Genomic DNA, 19,259 nt, shown 5'->3' with positions numbered 1-19,259 from the left:
GTTTTCCCTCACATATTTATATTATTTATTTATATAAAATAAAAAAGATATAGTAATAGGCCCTGTGGATTTGTGGATAAGTGTGTTTAAGTGAATAAAATCAGTCTATCCACATGTAGATAGACTGTGTATAAGTTTGTGTTTAAACGTATGGGTTGTCCACAGTATTATTTCCCTAGCATGCTTCGAATTTGTTTAATATCTTGCTGAAGCTGAGTGTCATTTTTCAACATAGAAGATATTTTTTCGTGAGCATGTATAACAGTAGTATGGTCGCGTCCACCAAATTCTTCGCCAATTTTCGGCAGCGAAAAATCTGTTAATTCGCGAGATAAATACATCGCGACTTGACGTGGAAAGGCAATTAATTTTGTACGTTTTTTCGCGGCGAAATCCTCTAAACGAATGTTAAAGTGCTCACCTACTGCATTTTGAATGTCTAGTATAGTAACAGTTCGTGGCTTCGAATTAGGAATAATATCCTTTAGTGCCTCAGCAGCCAAAGTCGCATTAATATCCTTGTTAACAAGCGATGAATAGGCAACGACGCGAATAAGCGCACCTTCAAGCTCCCGAATATTGGAGTCAATCTGGTTCGCAATATAGAGCATGACTTCATTTGGCACTTCTAGACCATCAGCCTTTGCTTTTTTTCGAAGAATGGCGATACGAGTTTCCAAATCTGGGGGCGCAATATCTGTAATTAGTCCCCATTCGAATCGAGAACGTAAACGATCTTCCAATGTCGGAATTTCCTTAGGAGGACGGTCACTGGAAATAACAATTTGTTTCGATTCTTCATGCAATGTATTAAAAGTGTGGAAAAATTCTTCCTGAGTAGATTCTTTTCCAGCTAGAAATTGAATATCATCAATTAACAGCACATCTACATTGCGATATTTATTGCGGAAATCAAGTGCCTTATTATCTCGAATTGAGTTAATAAATTCATTTGTAAATTTTTCAGATGATAAATAGACTACCTTTGCATTTGGATTATGTTCCAATACATAATGGCCAATCGCATGCATTAAGTGTGTTTTGCCAAGCCCTACTCCCCCATAGATAAAAAACGGGTTATAAGCCTTCGCAGGTGCTTCTGCAACAGCTAGCGAGGCAGCATGTGCAAAGCGGTTACCAGAGCCAATAACAAACGTATCAAAAGTATACTTCGGGTTTAACATACCTGGTGAAATATCATGGTGATCGTCATTTTTTGCTTGGATAATCGGCGCTGGTAAATCGAAATCGTCCGAATCCTGGTTTTTTTGAACAACAAATTTAATAAGCAAGTCTTCGCCTGTAAGCTCCGTTAATATACCTGTAATCAAATGAATATAATGATTCTCAAGCCAGTCTCGAGCAAACGAATTTGGCGCAGCAATCGTCACAGTAGAACCACTACCATTGTAGGAAAGTAGTTTAGTAGACTTTAGCCACGTTTCGAAGCTTGGTTTAGAAATTTTTTGTTCAACTTGAGCCAGGACATTATTCCATAGTTCTTCTAAATGTTCCAAGCTGCTAATCTCCTTTACAGTTCAATACAAATTAAAAATAGCGCATTTATAGAAACGGTAAACACGTTCATTTTACAACTAGTCCACAAACTCACAAGTTGTGGATAAAAGTTAACCAAAGGCTGTGATAAAAATTATCCACAGCATATTAACAGTTGTGGATAAAATAATAAGTAATTTCAGTTTTCAACAAAGTGAAGCACAGATATCGTATCAGAAAAACAAAGCCATTTCAATAGTTTGTGAAACTTATCCACATACCTTTTATTTATGCACGTTCAAGTTGTCCACAAGGTCTGCTTATGTGAAAAAGGTGTAGATAAGTGTTGTGGATAAAAAAATATGCAAAAAATACTATACACAACTCTGTGTAAAAAAAACAAGTATTCTGTGGATAATTTATTTTATTCAGGAGAAGTGGATTTTAGGGAAATATAGATATGGATTTGCACAAATATATAAATTTATAAAAGTCATTGACAAAATAACTAGTTACTTTATATAATATTCAGGTCTGTATGTTGAAAAATTCAACTCATTCAGGAGGTGTCTATATAAATGAAACGTACTTACCAACCAAAGAAACGTAAGCACAGCAAAGTTCACGGTTTCCGCGCACGTATGAGCACGAAAAACGGTCGCAAAGTTCTTGCTGCTCGCCGTCGTAAAGGAAGAAAAGTATTATCAGCATAAAATAAGTCCACTGAGACACATCAGTGGTCTTTTTTTTCTTTATTTTTGGGAAAACTAGAAATGAGGATTAAAGGATAATTATCGAGTAGCAGGTGAAAGTAATGAAAAAACGCCAACGAGTGAAAAAAAACGATGATTTTCAAAAGGTGTTTAAGAAAGGTAAATCTTTCGCTAATCGTCAGTTTGTCGTATATTTTTTAGAAAAAGAGGGACAAACAGAGTTTCGTGTAGGATTATCGGTTAGCAAAAAACTTGGGAATGCAGTAACACGCAACCAGATCAAGCGCTATATTCGACAAAGTATTCATGAATTAAAAGATGAAGTGAAGCAGAATATGGACTATGTTATTATCGCCAGACAACCGGCGGCCACTATGGATTTTCATGAAGTAAAACAAAGTTTGCAGCATGTACTACGAATCGCGAAGGTTTTGAAGAAGACGTAATATGGATGGCAACCAAAGTGGTGAAATAAAAGCGTTTCTGCGTGAATGTGAAATTACTAAAAATACACATAGGGGTATTTAAAAGTAAGATTTCACTGCGATATGTGAATGATTAGTAACATTACTTAGCAAATATATGTACATTGTTAGAATATTTAGTAGAGTGAAACGTTATATGCATGATAAAATAACTGATAACTTTATTCAGTAGCAGGAAACTGTAAATGTATAAAGAAGAGAATGCATATAGTTTTAGAAAAAGTGAATAGTATTTGTAGGGGGAAGAAGGTTGAAGAAACAACTTTGGGTAATTTTGTCGCTAGTATCAGTAGTATTACTACTATCTGGTTGTACAGAATTCAATGAACCAATCTCCAAAGAAAGCACAGGCTTCTGGAATGAATTCATTGTTTGGCCATTAGTGTCAGCGATTAAATACTTTGCTGATATCCTTGGTTCATATGCATGGGGGATTATTGTTGTAACGATTTTTATTCGTTTAGCTATTCTTCCATTGATGATTAAACAAACAAAGAGCTCTAAAAAAATGCAAGAAATTCAGCCAAAACTGAAGGAATTGCAAAAGAAGTATGCTTCTAAGGATGCACAGACACAGCAACAGTATCAGCAAGAGATGATGAAGCTTATGAGTGAGTCTGGTGTCAATCCACTTGCTGGATGTTTACCTGTATTCATTCAAATGCCAATTTTAATTGGTTTCTACCATGCGATTAGTCGTATGAATGCTACAGCTGCATTCGATTTAGGGAATTTCTTTATTTTCCCGTTAGCAGATCCTGCACCGGCATTAGCAATTACTGCTGGTTTAATGCAATTTATCGTTTTACGTACGGGCCCTGCGATGGATAACCCTCAAATGAAAATAATGATGTACATTATGCCATTTATGATTATTGGTTTCGGTATGGCATTACCAGCAGCATTATCACTATACTGGGTAATCGGTAACATTATTTCGATTGCTCAAAACCTGTTTATTTATAAACCTTGGAAAAAAGATAAAACACAACCTGCTCAAAATGGAGGGGCTAAAAAGTGAAACAACTTACGCAAATAGGCGCAACAACACAAGAAGCGATCTCATTAGCGTTACAGAAACTTGGAAAAACCCGTGAACAAGTAGATGTTGAAGTTTTACAAGAAGGTAAAAAAGGATTTTTAGGTTTTGGGGCACGATCTGCAGAAGTTCGTGTAACAGTAAAAGAAGTACAGGTTCGGCCAACGATTGAGGCGGAAAAAGCTGAACAGCAAAATACGACTCAATTTGTCGAATCAACAGTAATAGATGATGTTGAAACAATAAGTTCACAAGTTTCTGAACAACTAAGTGATAGCGAAGCGGTTCAACAAGTCGTAGAGGAACAAGATACCTCGATGAGCCCAATTGAAGATGCTAAGTCTTATTTAGTAAACATTGCTGAACAATTGGATATTCATGATCTTGAAATTGAAACGACACGTGAAGGGAAATATGTATTATTTCAGCTGAAAAGCGAGAAAGCTGCACTGCTTATAGGGAAACGTGGTCAAACATTAAATTCCTTGCAACAATTAACACATCTTGTGTTAAATAAAAGTGCCAAGCAGTTCTTAATGGTGAAATTAGACGTAGAAAACTATCGTGAACGTCGTCAAGAAGCATTGGAGTTACTGGCAGATCGTATGGCGGATAAAGCACTTCGCTTAAATCAGCGTGTAACGTTTGAGCCAATGCAGTCGTACGAAAGAAAAGTTATTCATAATCAATTGGCAAATCGCCTTGATATTGAAACATACTCAGAAGGAACGGAGCCTAATCGTTATTTAGTCATTGAACCTGTAAAAAACGACTAAGCTTCGTAAAAACATACAGACAAAACTAAAGTCATTTTATCGTCATGATAAAATGACTTTTTTATGTTGTTGAAAAACAAGATGGCCGAGGGAATCTTTGTGAATGTTGTAGAGCTTTCTGATTATCCACAATTGGAAATTATCCTTACTTTAGATTTTGCGAAAAATATGTTAGTCTAAGGTGTTAGTAAGTATTGGTCGGTTTTTATTTATCCACATGTGGATAACGTTAAGGAGGTCATTAAATGGAGTTCGATACAATTGCTGCGATATCCACACCTATGGGTGAAGGCGCTATTGCTATTGTTCGTTTAAGTGGGGACGAAGCAGTCGCAATTGCAGATAAAATATTCAGATCGCCTGGTGGAAAAAGTTTAACAACTAAGGCTTCACACACAATTCATTATGGACATTTGGTCGATCCAAAAACGAATGAGGTTGTAGAGGAAGTAATGCTGTCATTAATGCACGGACCTAAAACATTCACTCGTGAGGATGTAATAGAAATAAACTGTCACGGGGGACTTGTTTCAGTAAATCGCGTATTAAAGCTAGTATTAACTAATGGAGCAAGGCTAGCGGAGCCAGGTGAATTTACAAAACGTGCATTTTTAAATGGACGCATCGATTTATCACAGGCTGAAGCAGTCATGGATTTAATAAGAGCGAAAACTGATAGAGCGATGAATGTAGCGTTAGGACAAATGGATGGCAAATTATCGCGTTTAATTGGTGACTTACGCCAAGCATTACTAGAGACATTAGCGCAAGTTGAGGTTAATATAGATTATCCGGAGTATGATGATGTAGAAGAAATGACAGTACCAGTATTAGTAGAAAAATGTACATGGGTACGAAATGAAATTATAAAACTTTTGCAAACATCTTCTCAGGGAAAAATATTACGAGAGGGTCTATCAACTGTTATTTTAGGTCGCCCAAACGTTGGGAAATCTTCTCTTTTAAATAGTTTAGTACAGGAGAATAAGGCTATTGTGACAGATATAGCAGGGACAACTCGTGATATTATAGAAGAGTACGTGAATGTACGTGGCGTTCCGCTTCGTTTAGTTGATACAGCTGGTATTCGAGAAACAGAGGATATCGTTGAACGAATTGGTGTTGAACGTTCACGTGAGGCGTTGCGTGGCGCAGATTTAATTTTATTTGTTTTAAACTACGCAGAAGAATTGACTGCCGAGGATGAGCGTCTATTCGAAACGATTAAAGCGATGGATTACATCGTTATTGTGAATAAAACAGATCTACCGCAAAAAATTGATTTAGCACAAGTCAAAGAGCTAGCAGGCAACCGTCGCGTTGTGACAACTTCTCTTTTACAAGAAGAGGGTATCGCAGAACTAGAGGAAGCGATTGCCGCGTTATTCTTTGAAGGGCAAATTGAAGCGGGCGATTTAACATATGTTTCAAATGCAAGACATATTGCATTACTTCATCAAGCACAAGCAACGGTCGAGGATGCATTAGCTGCAGCACAAGCTGGTGTACCTGTTGATATGGTGCAAATAGATGTAACAAGAACATGGGAATTACTTGGTGAAATTATAGGTGACACAGTACAGGAAAGCCTAATTAATCAGTTATTTTCACAGTTCTGCTTAGGAAAATAATTTTATTAAAGAAAGGAAGATACGAGCTATGCCAACAAAATATGAGGCAGGCACGTTTGATGTTATCGTAATTGGCGCAGGTCACGCAGGTTCTGAAGCTGCATACGCCGCAGCCAAAATGGGTGCTAACACACTGATGTTAACAATCAATTTAGATATGATTGCATTTATGCCATGCAATCCTTCCATTGGTGGTCCTGCCAAAGGAATCGTAGTACGAGAAATTGACGCATTAGGTGGCGTCATGGGGAAAGTTATTGATAAAACGCATATTCAAATGCGTATGTTAAATACAGGTAAAGGTCCTGCTGTGCGTGCATTACGTGCGCAAGCGGACAAAGTTTTATACCAACAAGAAATGAAACGCGTGTTGGAGGAATCTGAAAACTTAACAATGCACCAAGGTATGGTGGATGAGCTAATTATCGAAGACGGGGAAGTAAAAGGTGTTATTACACAAATCGGTGCTATTTACCGCGCTAAAACTGTTGTTATCACAACAGGTACATTCCTTCGCGGTGAAATCATTATTGGAGACATAAAGTATTCAAGTGGTCCTAATAACCAACAACCGTCTATTCGTTTAGCAGATAACTTAAAAGAGATTGGCTTTGACCTTGTGCGTTTTAAAACAGGTACACCACCACGAGTGAATAGCCGTACAATTGATTATGATAAAACAGAGATCCAACCAGGGGATGATGTTCCACGTGCATTTAGCTTTGAAACAACTGAATTCATCATGGATCAACTACCTTGTTGGCTAACGTATACAAGCCTAGAAACACATGAAATTATCGAAGCAAACCTACACCTTTCACCGATGTACTCAGGGATGATTAAAGGTACGGGTCCACGTTATTGTCCTTCTATTGAAGACAAAGTTGTGCGATTTAACGATAAACCGCGCCACCAAATTTTCTTAGAGCCAGAAGGTCGCGATACACGTGAAGTGTATGTACAAGGTTTATCAACTAGCTTACCAGAGCATGTACAAACACGTTTACTAAAATCAATTCCAGGCTTAGAAAAAGCAGAGATGATGCGTGCTGGCTATGCTATTGAGTACGATGCAATCGTGCCAACACAATTATGGCCAACGTTAGAAACAAAACGTATTAAAGGCTTATATACTGCTGGTCAAATAAATGGTACATCAGGTTACGAGGAAGCGGCAGCTCAAGGCTTAATGGCTGGGATGAATGCTGCTGCAAATGCGCTTGGAAAAGAAGAATTAATCTTAGGTCGTTCAGATGCTTATATTGGCGTATTAATTGATGATCTAGTAACAAAGGGAACAAATGAACCGTATCGCTTACTAACATCTCGTGCGGAATATCGTTTACTACTTCGTCATGATAACGCTGATTTACGTTTGGTAGAGCAAGGGTTTAATATGGGAATGATTCCTGAGGAAAGATATGCAAAATTCAATGAGAAAAAAAAGCTGATTGATAACGAAATTGCACGTCTTCGTGAAGTTATTATTAAACCAAACGAAACAACACAAGCTGTTATTCGCTCTGTAGGTGGCAGTGAACTAAAAGATGGTATTCGTGGAGCAGATTTATTAAAACGTACAGAAATGAATTATGGTTTAATTTCTTCATTAATTCCAGCAGACATAGAGTTTTCGGATGAAGTGAAGGAACAAATTGAAATTCAGCTTAAATATGAAGGCTATATTGAAAAAGCATTGCAACAAGTTGAAAAGCTTCATAAAATGGAGAATAAAAAAATCCCTGAAAATATTGATTATGATGCTATTTCAGGTCTAGCAACAGAAGCTCGACAAAAATTAAAACAAGTTACACCACTTTCCATCGCCCAAGCATCGCGAATCTCTGGTGTAAACCCAGCAGATATTTCAATATTACTTGTTTATATTGAGCAAGGTAAAATCGCACGCGTCAGCGGCGAATAATTAAGAACAGTAAAGTGAATAAGAGGCGGGCATACCTTTGTGCCCGCTTCCTATTTTTAACTTCTTTCAGCGTTCATCTCCCATCTCCATAGGTGGTGAGATGAATGCGGTTTTAAGTCACTATTTCAGCGGGTGTCCAAACATCCGTAGAAATAGAGGAACTCAGTCTAAGAACGCCACGTCCTGTGGCATTACCGAAATGACCGACATCATGTCGGCCCTCGTGCAGGCCTAAGCACAAAGCCGATTCAGGACGCAATTATGCCGAGACATAATTGATGGCTATGCTATTTTCTCATTGTTGATTTTAGAAGCGAGCGAATACATGCTTACAAGTCAATGTTGGGATAGTAAAGCCATATAGAAAAAGGAGACTTTACATGAACGAACAACAATTTATCGAGGCTTTAAAGAAAAAGGGTATCGAACTCTCTGAAAAGCAGATTGCTCAATTCAAAAAATATTTTGAGTTACTTGTTGAGTGGAATGAAAAGATGAACTTAACAGCTATTACCGATTTAGAAGGTGTTTATTTAAAACATTTTTATGATTCGATTAGTGCCTCTTTCTATTTTGATTTTTCAAAAGTAACAACAGTTTGTGATGTAGGAGCAGGTGCTGGTTTCCCAAGTATTCCAATTAAAATCTGTTTCCCACATTTACATGTAACAATTGTCGATTCTTTAAATAAAAGAATTACATTTTTAAATCATTTAAGTGATGAGTTACAATTAGAGAATATGAATTTTGTACATGCACGTGCAGAGGAATTTGCTCAAAATGCGAAATATCGTGAACAGTTTGATGTTGTAACAGCTCGTGCAGTAGCCCGCTTATCGGTTTTATCAGAGTTATGTGTACCACTAGCGAAACAAGGTGGTTATTTTGTTGCTTTAAAAGCAGCAGCTGGTGCGGAAGAATTAAAAGATGCCAAAAAAGCATTGACTACATTAGGGGTTGCACTAAAAGAAGAGTTTTCTTTCCTGCTACCTGTTGAAGAAAGTGACCGCATGTTATATATCTTTGATAAAATAAAAGGAACACCAAAAAAATATCCGCGTAAACCAGGTGTACCAAATAAATCACCGATTCAATAATTAGTGTTTCATATGAAACTTCTCAAAGTAGAAAATATTTTTTCTATTTTGAGCATACATACTAGTTATGGATGGTTCACGCAAATGACATCTACGAACTATATACATTTTAGGAAATATAATAAATAATAATAGAATAAAACAGAGCAAGATAGTTACTTAAAGGTGGTGCCACTTGGATGAAAAGTCCTTTTTCACGTTTTTTTGGAGGCGGAAATAAAACTGAGCCTATTGTGAAAAATGAAGTAGAACAAGCAGAGACGGTTCATGCAGCGGAAGAGGTAATAAAGCTGCCGATTGATCAAATTGTACCTAACCGTTTTCAGCCACGTACTATTTTTGATGATGAAAAAATTGAAGAGTTATCAAGAACCATTCATACGCATGGTGTAATTCAGCCAATTGTTGTACGTAAAACAGCAGAAAACCAATATGAAATTATTGCTGGTGAGCGTCGTTATCGAGCAATGAAAAAGCTACAATGGACAGAAGTTCCAGCAATTATAAGAAATTTAACTGATAAGGAAACAGCCTCTATCGCGTTAATTGAGAACTTACAGCGTGAGGAGTTAACAGCAATTGAAGAAGCTGTTGCCTATCAAAAATTATTGGAGCTTCATGAGCTGACACAAGAAGCTCTAGCCCAACGACTTGGAAAAGGACAATCCACGGTAGCCAATAAATTGCGTTTATTAAAGCTTCCTGAAGAAGTACAGCATGCTATTTTAAAACGTGAAATCTCTGAACGACATGCACGTGCATTAATTGCAATTAAAGATCAGCCACTACAGCTAGAAGTTTTACAACAAACGATTGAAAATGATTGGAATGTTCGTCAGTTAGAAGAGCAAATTTATTCTTTATTGCATCCAGAGTTGGAAGTACAAGAAGAAGCAGAGCCGAAGAAAGTAAAACCGAAGCGTAAGGCCATCAGTAAAGACGTACGCATTGCTTTAAATACGATTAAACAATCGTTATCAATGGTAACAAAGAGCGGTATTACAGTTAAGACTGAAGAAGAAGATACAGAGGAATATTATCAAATTACAGTGAAAATCCCTAAAAAGAAAAAGTCTTAAGTCGTGATTGAAGTTTTATTAGAAAAATAAAAAATGACTTTTATGACATCATCAAAATTGAGGATGTCATCTGTATACCATATATAGGTTGATTAGAGTGGAGGCTGGGCGACTCATTGAGGCTCATCGGACGTCCTCAGGAAGCTTTGCTCTGCGGGAAAGCGAAGCGGCAGCGACAAAGTGTCCAACCGGAACGGAAATCAATCCCACAGTATGATGATAAGTCACTTTTATATCTCTGTACGAAGGAGACATCTTAGTAATATTTCTGAGATGTCTCCTTTTTTGCATATATTCTTAATATTTTATACAACTCTGTTCTGTTTTTTTGATAGAATGAAAGTAAGATAGACGTATTTACTAGTGATTTTACAAATGATTTGTCAAAGTGGACTTTGATGGATGAAAGCAGGTGCTTTTAAATGGGTAGAATTATAGCAATCGCCAATCAAAAAGGTGGCGTAGGAAAAACAACGACATCGGTCAATTTGAGCGCTTGTCTAGCATATTTAGGAAAGAAGGTGCTCCTAATCGATACTGATCCACAAGGAAATACAACAAGTGGACTTGGTGTTAATAAGGGAGAACTTCACGGCTGCATTTATGATGTGTTAATTGATGATGAAAAAATTGAGAACGTCATTCAACAAACAAATGTCGAAAACTTAGCAATCATTCCGGCAACCATTTCATTAGCAGGAGCAGAAATTGAATTAGTTTCGACTATTTCCAGAGAAGTACGTTTAAAGCATGCTCTTCAAGATGTAAAAGAAGACTATGATTATATTATTATCGATTGTCCGCCTTCATTAGGGCTACTAACAATTAATGCTTTAACGGCTTCGGATGCACTCATTATTCCTGTACAATGCGAATATTACGCATTAGAGGGATTAAGCCAGTTGTTATCAACTGTCCGTTTAGTGCAAAAACATTTAAATCAGCAATTATACATTGACGGTGTATTATTGACGATGCTTGATGCACGTACAAACCTTGGCTTACAAGTTATTGATGAAGTAAAAAAATATTTCCAAGAAAAAGTATACAAAACAATTATTCCTCGTAATGTGCGATTAAGTGAGGCTCCAAGCCATGGACAGCCAATTATTACTTATGACGCAAAATCAAGAGGTGCAGAAGTGTATTTAGAGATGGCGAGGGAAGTGATTAAAAATGGCTAAAGGTTTAGGAAGAGGCATAAGTGCACTATTTCCTGGGGAGTCTTTAGAACAAAGTGGGCAAGTGGAAGAGATACAATTAGAACTTATCGTCGCAAACCCATTTCAGCCACGTAAAATATTCGATGAAGAAACTTTACAAGAATTAGCTGACTCTATACAGGAACATGGCATTTTACAGCCTATTGCCGTACGTAAAAAGGGACGTAAATATGAAATCGTAGCGGGGGAACGCCGTTATAGAGCAACTCAATTAGCAGGGTTAGAGGTTATTCCAGCTATTATAAAAGAGCTAACAGATACGCAAATGATGGAGCTAGCTATTTTAGAAAATCTGCAGCGTGAAGATCTGACAGTTATTGAAGAGGCAGAGGCATACCAAAGCTTAATGGAAAACTTACATTTAACACAAGAGGAGCTATCCAAACGATTAGGGAAGAGTAGACCACATATTGCCAATCACGTTCGTTTACTTGCATTACCAGAGGATGTTCGTAAGTTTATGAACGATGGAACATTATCGATGGGACAAGGACGAGCATTACTAGGATTAAAAAATAAAAGAAGAATATCAGAAGTGGCTAATAAGGTCATTAAACAAGGTTTAAATGTGCGACAAGTTGAGATGTTAGTACACAACTTAAATGAAGAAGTTTCACGTGAAACAACTCAACCGAAGAAAAAGGATATATTTGTTGCAGCTAAGGAGTCACAGTTACGTGATTATTTTGGAACAAATGTACAAATTAGAAAAGCTAATAATAAAGGGAAAATTGAAATTGAATTTTACTCTGAAGATGATTTAGAACGCATTTTAGAAATACTAAATTTACAAGAAGAGTAAGAGAAATATCGATAACGTAATCAGAGCGCCAAACTACAAGGCGCTCTCTATTTATCTAGAGAGAAGGAAGGTAGGTACGTGGTATTACTAGGGGCATTCATTAACGCGCTGCTCATCATGGTAGGAGCATTGGTAGGACGTATTTTTAAAAATATACCTGAATCGATGAAGTCTACTGTATTATCGATTATCGGCTTAGCAGTTGCACTTTTAGGGATTAAAATGGGCTTTGAAAGTGATAATTTTATTATTTTAATGATAAGTTTAGTGGTCGGTACAGTAATTGGTGAGTGGTTAGATTTAGATAAGCAAATGAATAGACTTGGACAATGGGTAGAATCTTTATTCAGTAAAAAACGAACTGATAATAATCAAATTAGTATAGCAGAAGGCTTTGTAACGGCTTCTTTAATCTTTGTAGTTGGCTCTATGGGCGTCATTGGTGCACTCGATAGTGGTCTGCGTAATGATCATAATGTACTGATTACCAAAGGATTAATCGATGGATTTATATCGATCATCTTAACATCTACATTAGGTATTGGTGTGCTATTATCTGCAATACCTGTATTTGTCTATCAAGGATTAATTGCACTTTTCGCGGGTGTTATCAGCTCTTTTATACCTGAGGCAGCACTACAAATGTTTATTCATGAAATGACTGCTGTAGGCGGTGTTATGATTTTTGCCATTGGTTTAAATATAGCAGGTTTAACTAAAATCAAGGCTGCTAACTTGTTGCCAGGTATCCTTATTGTCGGTATTGTGGTTGCTATCTTCTATATTTTTCAATGAGTAACGATGGGCAGCGAGCAATAGAGCTCTTGAAAGCTTTTCAGCCATTGCATAGGAAATATGAAGTCTTGTATTTTGTAAAACAAGCATTTCCATAAAGCCTCCAACATTGACGATTCCTTTAATGGAAATGTCACCGATTGGGGGTAATTGTTTTTTTACAGCTTTTCCCGGAAAAATAGGTCCGTTCTGTACAGAAATATGTCCAACATTTTGTTCACTTCCAAGACATGCATCAATCGCAATAATGAAAGGTTTTATAGTATGATTGTGTAGCTGTTGCATAGTAGTGTCTAAATTAAGGGCATGCAAAGGATTTTCTAAAGAGCCTACAATTTCATAGGGAAAACTAACTGACTTTTTTAGGAAGCTACCTGTTAACGGCCCAAGCGTATCACCCGTACAACGGTCACTTCCAATACAACAGAAAATAAGGCGTTCATGATGAAAGGGTATATGTTCTAAAAATAATGTACTTAATTGCCAAACGATATTTTTACTTTCATGATGAAGAGAATAAGGGAGTAACAATTTTGGTATAGTATTCATAGAAAAACTCGCTTTCTTTTTTATTTGTAAGAAGTGCTCGATTTTTATGCAGTATACGCAAATTTTTAGCAAGTTATTCAAGAGGTGGTAATAATGGATTGGTTTAGTGAAAGGGTATTAAATAACTTATGGGATAAGCTGATGTCAGAGAAGCTTTGGGAAACGATAATGACTGCTTCAATTAAGATAACGGTTATTTTGATCGCATCGTGGTTAGCTGTCCGATTAGGTAAAAAATTTATTAAAAAAGTGTTTTTAATGCGTATGCGTTCGCCTTTAGATCATTCAGAACGTCGCCAAACAACAATTTCAAGATTATTACAAAGTGTCATTTCCTATGCTGTATATTTTTCAGCAATCATTGCTATTCTCTCTATATTAAACATTAAGATAGCAGGGTTACTGGCAGGAGCAGGGATTGTCGGTTTAGCCATTGGTTTTGGTGCGCAGAGCTTAGTAAAGGACGTCATTACGGGATTCTTTATTATTTTTGAAGATCAATTTGGTGTTGGCGATTATATAAAAATCAATGCAGCTGAAGGAACTGTTGTAGAGATAGGCTTACGTACGACAAAGATTAATGGTGCTACAGGGGAGCAGTTTATTATTCCGAATGGTTCGATTGGCGATGTTGTCAATTACTCTGTCAACAACTCTAAAATTTATATAGATTTACAAATGACGACGGATGCCAATTTTGAAAGAGCTGAATCTATTATTCAAAAGTATTTAAATACTTTACCTGAAATTCATAAGGAACTTGTAGCAGTACCTGTCTTTTTAGGAGTACAAAATGTTAAGGGGACAGAAGTAACGATTCGTATAGCCGCAGAAACATTACCACAGCAACAATATGGAGTGGCTCGTACTATTCGTCGTGATGTTACAAAACTCTTTGAAGAAAATAATATACCAATGGCTCATCCGAAAATGATGTTCTATGGTGTGAATGGAAATGAAGAGGGGAGAAGTGAGTAATATGGACGCAAAGAAATTTGGTTTAAATGATATTGTTGAAATGAAAAAGCAACATCCATGTGGCACAAATGAGTGGAAGATTATTCGGATGGGGGCAGATGTACGCATTAAATGTGAAGGCTGTCAGCATAGCGTCATGATTCCACGCCGCGAATTTGAGAAAAAAATGAAGAAGGTTTTAATTTCCGCTAGTGAAGACTAGTTTTTATCTTCAATCAGTAGGTGTTCTGATACCCACTGATTGAAGAAAAGCCTCCGGCGGATGTCACGGATTTTGAAAGGAATGAATTATGCCTGCACAATTCAAAATCCGGACGCAATTACGCCAAGGCGAAATTGATGTGTATTAGACTTTTTATGAGTGAATCAATATAATAGATAAGGTTATACAGTGATTCATCAGTGAGGACTTCTGTAACCTCACAGTATCCGTTAGTACGGGAAAAAAGAACAAATTTGAACAGATCATAGAAAGGTTGTGTCCATTCATGGCATTAACAGCTGGAATCGTTGGTTTACCTAACGTTGGAAAATCAACATTATTTAACGCAATTACAAAAGCGGGCGCATTGGCTGCAAACTATCCATTCGCAACAATCGATCCGAACGTCGGTATTGTTGAAGTACCAGATGCACGTTTAGATAAATTAACAGAATTAGTAACACCTAAAAAAACAGTACCAACAGCATTTGAGTTCACAGATATTGCTGGGATCGTAAAAGGCGCTTCAAAGGGTGAAGGGTTAGGGAACAAATTCCTTGCTCATATTCGTGAAGTAGATGCAATTTGCCAAGTTGTACGTTGTTTTGTTGATGAAAATATTACGCACGTATCAGGTGGAGTAGATCCGATTGACGATATTGAGGTCATTAATTTAGAGCTTGCACTTGCTGATTTAGAATCTGTTGATAAGCGATTACAACGTGTTGGCAAAATGGCAAAGCAAAAAGACAAAGAAGCAATGATCGAAGAACCAATTCTTGTAAAAGTTAAAGAACAATTAGAAAACGGTCGTCCAGCACGTGCTGCAGAGCTTTCAGAAGACGAGCTAAAGGTTATTAAAGGACTTCATCTTTTAACAATTAAACCTATGCTTTATGTGGCAAACGTTTCAGAAGATGAAGTTGCTGACGCAGATAATAACGAATATGTGCAAAAAGTACGTGATTATGCAGCTGCTGAAGGAGCTCAAGTTATCACAATTTGTGCAAAAATTGAGGAAGAAATTTCTGAGCTTGATGATGAAGAAAAAGCAATGTTCTTAGAAGAACTAGGCATTAAAGAATCTGGTTTAGACCAATTAATCCGTACTTCATATGATTTACTAGGGCTAGCAACTTATTTCACTGCTGGAGTACAAGAGGTACGTGCATGGACGTTCCGTAAAGGTATGAAGGCACCACAATGTGCAGGAGTCATTCATACAGACTTTGAACGTGGATTTATTCGTGCAGAAACAGTTGCTTTCGATGATTTAGTAGAAGCTGGTTCTCAACCTGCTGCTAAAGAAGCTGGTAAAGTACGTCTTGAAGGTAAAGAGTATGTTGTACAAGATGGCGATATTATGTTATTCCGTTTCAATGTGTAAAAAACGAACAGAGGCAATCTTTCGATAGATTGCCTTTTTTGTATATATTTTTATCTGAATTTTCAATCTGGAGGATTAGTATGAACATATTACAAATAAAAGATCGTGGTTTAGAAATTGAGGAGCTAGGTAGATTACCAAAAGATATAGTGGAGCTTATTTATGAGCAGCAATTGTTTAAGCTATTCACTGCAAAGGAATTAGGCGGTAAAGATTTAGAGCTACTAGAGGGCATTAAAGTATTCCAACAGATGTCTGCACTTGATGGCAACTTTGGGTGGCTTGTTACAATAGGGACAGGGGGTAACGCGTTTATTCCAACATTGAATAAAGAGATTTGTGAAAAAATATTTTCACCAAGAAATGCAGTCATAGCAGGCAGCGGCTATCCTTCGGGCATAGCGGTAAAAGTAGTTGGGGGCTATCGTGTAACAGGTCAATGGAAGTATTGTAGTGGAGCAGATTATGCTACAACTTTTACGATGAATTGCTTTGTCGAGTATGAGGGTATTAGAACTGATAAAATAATAAGTTGCTCAGTAAATTGTGATCAAGTAGAGGTTCTTAATGATTGGCGAGCGATGGGCTTAAAAGCGACAGCTAGCCATACGATTCGTGTGCAAGATGTTTGGGTACCTGAAGAGGAAACATTCCAATTAGGCATAATTAAAAACAAGTATGGAAGTGCGGTACAAAGTTTTCCGTTTGGTGCATTTGCAGAAGCTTCATTTGTAAGTGTTTGTCTTGGAATAACAGAAAATTTTTTAGAAGAGGCGTCTGTTTTAGTAAAGCAAAGGAAGCATGATCCAAGCCGTACCGAACGTATGGGTGCAATACAATTTTTATTGATGCAGCAACAGAAAAATTTTAAACAGCTTGAAGAGCGATATTATTTAATGTTGAATGAACACTGGAAAAAACATAAAGAAGATCATGAGTTGACTGAAGAAGAACTACAACAATTTTCACGAATAAGTAAAGATACTGCAGCGGCTTGTGTAGATATTGCCAATAGCTTAATACGTAGACTTGGCATGGATGCAATTACGGAGACATCTTCAATTAATCGTACTTGGAGAAATTTATATACAGCTGCACAGCATAGTTTTTTAACGCCATAAATTTGTGTTAAAAAAAATAGAATCTGTTTGGAGACAAGCAGATTCTATATGTAACGTGACGCTCAGTAAAGTTATTTCTTTTCCTGGGGCATATATACATAAAGCTTAGGTAGATGAGGATCATCCTGTATTAACGCGTTCTTTGGGTATTTGCGCAATTCTTTATACATGGAAAAATCACCTACTGCTCCAGCGATTAAAAAGGCTCCCACTAACACTAAAACAGTACTATTAAAATAGAAACCAGCAATTGTCGGGAGAACGCCAGTTGTCCAGAATGGGAGTAATAAAGCTTTTTTCATTGCATGATTCGGTAACGGTTGTTCAGTTGTTGCGTACGCTATGCCAAGCTCTAAATTCAGGCCATATTTCAACGATTTAAAGGGTACGCTTCCAAAGAGCATAAAGCCAATTAAATGAAAGGCTTCATGTAAGACAATGAAAATAATATATAGAATAACAAAAAGGATAGATCCAAGTATTATATTCCAAAATGAAAAATCAAAATTTTTAAAGCAAATATATTGAATAGCTACAAATAATATGACAAGGCCACTTGTGACAACTATATTGTCCATCATTAGTTTTTTTATATCCAACTCTATTACGATTGGTTCTTTATCTGGTAGCATGAAGATCCTCCGTTCATTCATGAATTAAGTTCATTATATAGAAAGAATTGTTTAGTTGCGACTTGAAAGACATGTATCTATATGTTACAATTCATTGATGTGAGTAATAATTATTACTTGCTCCTTGCTCCCTGTATACAGGAGAGCCTAAGTCCATAAGGAGGTGTAAACAGATGAGAAAATACGAATTAATGTACATCGTACGTCCGAACATTGAAGACGAAGCGAAGAAAGCTTTAGTTGAACGTTTCAACGAAATCTTAACTTCTAACGGTGCAGAAGTCATCGAATCAAAAGAGTGGGGCAAACGCCGCTTAGCTTATGAAATTCAAGACTTCCGCGAAGGTTTCTACCAAATCGTTAAAGTAAACGCTACTTCAGATGCAATTAACGAATACACACGTCTTGCTAACATTAGCGAAGATATCATTCGTCACATTGCGGTTCGCCAAGAAGCATAATCATTTAACAAAATGCTGAAAAAAGGAGGTTGCATTTCTGATGATAAACCGTGTCGTATTAGTTGGAAGACTAACAAAAGATCCTGAGCTACGCTATACGCCTAATGGTGTTGCGTCTACAAGATTTACAGTTGCTGTAAATCGAACATTCTCAAACCAACAAGGTGACCGCGAAGCTGATTTCATTAGCTGTGTTGCTTGGCGCAAACAGGCCGAAAACCTAGCGAACTTCATGCGAAAAGGAAGTTTAATTGGAGTTGAAGGTCGCATTCAAACAGGCAGTTATGAAGGACAAGATGGTAAGCGAGTATACACAACTGATGTAGTGGCCGATAGCGTACAGTTTTTAGAACCTCGTAATGGTGGCGGTGCTCCTGCATCTCCTCAATATGGTGGTGGACAGACTTACGGTAATAACCAACCGTCATATGGCGGTGGTCAACCACAACAACAGTTTGGTGGTGCTATGCCAGGACAGGGTTCATTTGGAGGCGATGCTTATCAGCTAAATCAACCACCTGTGAATCAGCCGAATTATACACGTGTAGATGAGGATCCATTTGCTAATAGCAAAGGACCGATAGAAGTATCTGAGGACGACTTACCGTTTTAAAGGTCTAACTAGTGTCTAATCTTAAAACACTACTCTAATCCTTGATAATTAAGGACTTATAACAAATTATAGGTGTCTAATCTATAGGTTGTAAAAAGGGGAAATATTAAGATTTTTGACAGGTAAATAAATGTCTAATCTTAAAATGCTCCAGTAGGTCTTGACAATTATGGATTTATAGCAAGTTATAGGTGTCTAATCTATAGGTTGTTAAAAGGAGAAATATTAAGACTTTGGTAAGCTAATTCAGATACG

At 37.0% G+C, this 19,259-nt stretch carries 20 protein-coding genes; 17 read left to right on the top strand and 3 right to left on the bottom strand.

The window, feature by feature from the left end; genetic code table 11:
- Nucleotides 1-167 precede the first annotated feature (167 nt).
- On the bottom strand, nucleotides 168-1,517 hold the full coding sequence (gene dnaA / locus ACVYAD_RS12805) for a chromosomal replication initiator protein DnaA (RefSeq protein ID WP_349660158.1): 1,350 nt from the start codon (nucleotides 1,515-1,517) through the stop codon (nucleotides 168-170).
- Between the two features lie 558 nt (nucleotides 1,518-2,075).
- Here dnaA and rpmH point away from each other — a divergent pair.
- The 11 genes from rpmH (at nucleotide 2,076) to ACVYAD_RS12750 (ending at nucleotide 13,061) form a co-directional block, all read left to right on the top strand.
- Complete coding sequence (gene rpmH, locus ACVYAD_RS12800; protein WP_004233310.1) at nucleotides 2,076-2,210, top strand: 50S ribosomal protein L34; 135 nt, start codon at nucleotides 2,076-2,078, stop codon at nucleotides 2,208-2,210.
- Between the two features lie 101 nt (nucleotides 2,211-2,311).
- On the top strand, nucleotides 2,312-2,656 hold the full coding sequence (gene rnpA / locus ACVYAD_RS12795; RefSeq protein WP_197142962.1) for a ribonuclease P protein component: 345 nt from the start codon (nucleotides 2,312-2,314) through the stop codon (nucleotides 2,654-2,656).
- 289 nt (nucleotides 2,657-2,945) lie between these two features.
- Complete coding sequence (gene yidC / locus ACVYAD_RS12790) at nucleotides 2,946-3,716, top strand: membrane protein insertase YidC (RefSeq protein ID WP_349660159.1); 771 nt, start codon at nucleotides 2,946-2,948, stop codon at nucleotides 3,714-3,716.
- Complete coding sequence (gene jag / locus ACVYAD_RS12785) at nucleotides 3,713-4,510, top strand: RNA-binding cell elongation regulator Jag/EloR (RefSeq protein ID WP_476426672.1); 798 nt, start codon at nucleotides 3,713-3,715, stop codon at nucleotides 4,508-4,510. Before yidC ends, jag begins: the two co-directional genes overlap by 4 nt.
- 245 nt (nucleotides 4,511-4,755) lie before the next feature.
- Nucleotides 4,756-6,141, top strand: a complete 1,386-nt coding sequence (gene mnmE, locus ACVYAD_RS12780; RefSeq protein WP_476426671.1) for a tRNA uridine-5-carboxymethylaminomethyl(34) synthesis GTPase MnmE — start codon at nucleotides 4,756-4,758, stop codon at nucleotides 6,139-6,141.
- 28 nt (nucleotides 6,142-6,169) lie between these two features.
- Entirely contained in the window at nucleotides 6,170-8,065 is a 1,896-nt protein-coding gene (gene mnmG, locus ACVYAD_RS12775) for a tRNA uridine-5-carboxymethylaminomethyl(34) synthesis enzyme MnmG (protein ID WP_476426670.1), read from the top strand.
- A 380-nt stretch (nucleotides 8,066-8,445) separates the two neighbouring features.
- Nucleotides 8,446-9,162: a 16S rRNA (guanine(527)-N(7))-methyltransferase RsmG gene (gene rsmG, locus ACVYAD_RS12770; protein WP_349660163.1), complete on the top strand. Its 717-nt coding sequence runs from the start codon at nucleotides 8,446-8,448 to the stop codon at nucleotides 9,160-9,162.
- A gap of 179 nt (nucleotides 9,163-9,341) precedes the next feature.
- Complete coding sequence (noc, locus tag ACVYAD_RS12765; RefSeq protein WP_349660164.1) at nucleotides 9,342-10,241, top strand: nucleoid occlusion protein; 900 nt, start codon at nucleotides 9,342-9,344, stop codon at nucleotides 10,239-10,241.
- Between the two features lie 422 nt (nucleotides 10,242-10,663).
- Nucleotides 10,664-11,425, top strand: a complete 762-nt coding sequence (locus ACVYAD_RS12760) for a ParA family protein (protein ID WP_476426669.1) — start codon at nucleotides 10,664-10,666, stop codon at nucleotides 11,423-11,425.
- A complete protein-coding gene (locus ACVYAD_RS12755; protein ID WP_386828993.1) occupies nucleotides 11,418-12,266 on the top strand; it encodes a ParB/RepB/Spo0J family partition protein in 849 nt (282 codons plus the stop codon). The genes ACVYAD_RS12760 and ACVYAD_RS12755 overlap by 8 nt, the downstream gene beginning before the upstream one ends.
- Before the next feature lie 78 nt (nucleotides 12,267-12,344).
- Entirely contained in the window at nucleotides 12,345-13,061 is a 717-nt protein-coding gene (locus tag ACVYAD_RS12750; RefSeq protein ID WP_349660166.1) for a DUF554 domain-containing protein, read from the top strand.
- Here ACVYAD_RS12750 and yyaC read toward each other — a convergent pair.
- Nucleotides 12,978-13,610 carry a spore protease YyaC gene (gene yyaC, locus ACVYAD_RS12745; RefSeq protein WP_349660167.1) on the bottom strand — a complete coding sequence of 211 codons (633 nt, stop codon included), beginning with the start codon at nucleotides 13,608-13,610 and terminating at the stop codon, nucleotides 12,978-12,980. The two genes, ACVYAD_RS12750 and yyaC, sit on opposite strands and share 84 nt — an antisense overlap.
- A 93-nt stretch (nucleotides 13,611-13,703) precedes the next feature.
- Between yyaC and ACVYAD_RS12740 the strand changes: the two genes are divergently transcribed.
- The 4 genes from ACVYAD_RS12740 (at nucleotide 13,704) to ACVYAD_RS12725 (ending at nucleotide 17,298) form a co-directional block, all read left to right on the top strand.
- Nucleotides 13,704-14,588 (top strand): mechanosensitive ion channel family protein, encoded by an 885-nt coding sequence (locus tag ACVYAD_RS12740; RefSeq protein ID WP_349660168.1) that lies wholly within the window; start codon nucleotides 13,704-13,706, stop codon nucleotides 14,586-14,588.
- Nucleotide 14,589: 1 nt separating this feature from the next.
- The gene (locus ACVYAD_RS12735) at nucleotides 14,590-14,790 is read left to right on the top strand and encodes a DUF951 domain-containing protein (RefSeq protein ID WP_349660169.1); all 201 of its coding nucleotides are present in this window, start codon (nucleotides 14,590-14,592) and stop codon (nucleotides 14,788-14,790) included.
- A 286-nt stretch (nucleotides 14,791-15,076) separates the two neighbouring features.
- On the top strand, nucleotides 15,077-16,177 hold the full coding sequence (gene ychF, locus ACVYAD_RS12730; RefSeq protein WP_476426668.1) for a redox-regulated ATPase YchF: 1,101 nt from the start codon (nucleotides 15,077-15,079) through the stop codon (nucleotides 16,175-16,177).
- An 80-nt stretch (nucleotides 16,178-16,257) separates the two neighbouring features.
- Nucleotides 16,258-17,298, top strand: a complete 1,041-nt coding sequence (locus ACVYAD_RS12725) for an acyl-CoA dehydrogenase family protein (protein WP_476426667.1) — start codon at nucleotides 16,258-16,260, stop codon at nucleotides 17,296-17,298.
- A 71-nt stretch (nucleotides 17,299-17,369) separates the two neighbouring features.
- On the opposite strand, the gene ACVYAD_RS12720 is transcribed toward ACVYAD_RS12725, so the two are convergent.
- The gene (locus ACVYAD_RS12720) at nucleotides 17,370-17,930 is read right to left on the bottom strand and encodes a DUF3267 domain-containing protein (protein ID WP_349660171.1); all 561 of its coding nucleotides are present in this window, start codon (nucleotides 17,928-17,930) and stop codon (nucleotides 17,370-17,372) included.
- Nucleotides 17,931-18,103: 173 nt separating this feature from the next.
- On the opposite strand from ACVYAD_RS12720, the gene rpsF reads away from it, so the two are divergent.
- A complete protein-coding gene (gene rpsF, locus ACVYAD_RS12715) occupies nucleotides 18,104-18,391 on the top strand; it encodes a 30S ribosomal protein S6 (protein ID WP_068985806.1) in 288 nt (95 codons plus the stop codon).
- A gap of 40 nt (nucleotides 18,392-18,431) precedes the next feature.
- The gene (gene ssb, locus ACVYAD_RS12710) at nucleotides 18,432-19,004 is read left to right on the top strand and encodes a single-stranded DNA-binding protein (protein ID WP_476426666.1); all 573 of its coding nucleotides are present in this window, start codon (nucleotides 18,432-18,434) and stop codon (nucleotides 19,002-19,004) included.
- The last annotated feature ends 255 nt before the right edge of the window (nucleotides 19,005-19,259 follow it).

This window comes from Lysinibacillus sp. G1-3, assembly GCF_056322905.1.
Note: the sequence above shows the minus strand (reverse complement) of the source record. Positions and strands in the feature narration are given on the sequence as shown.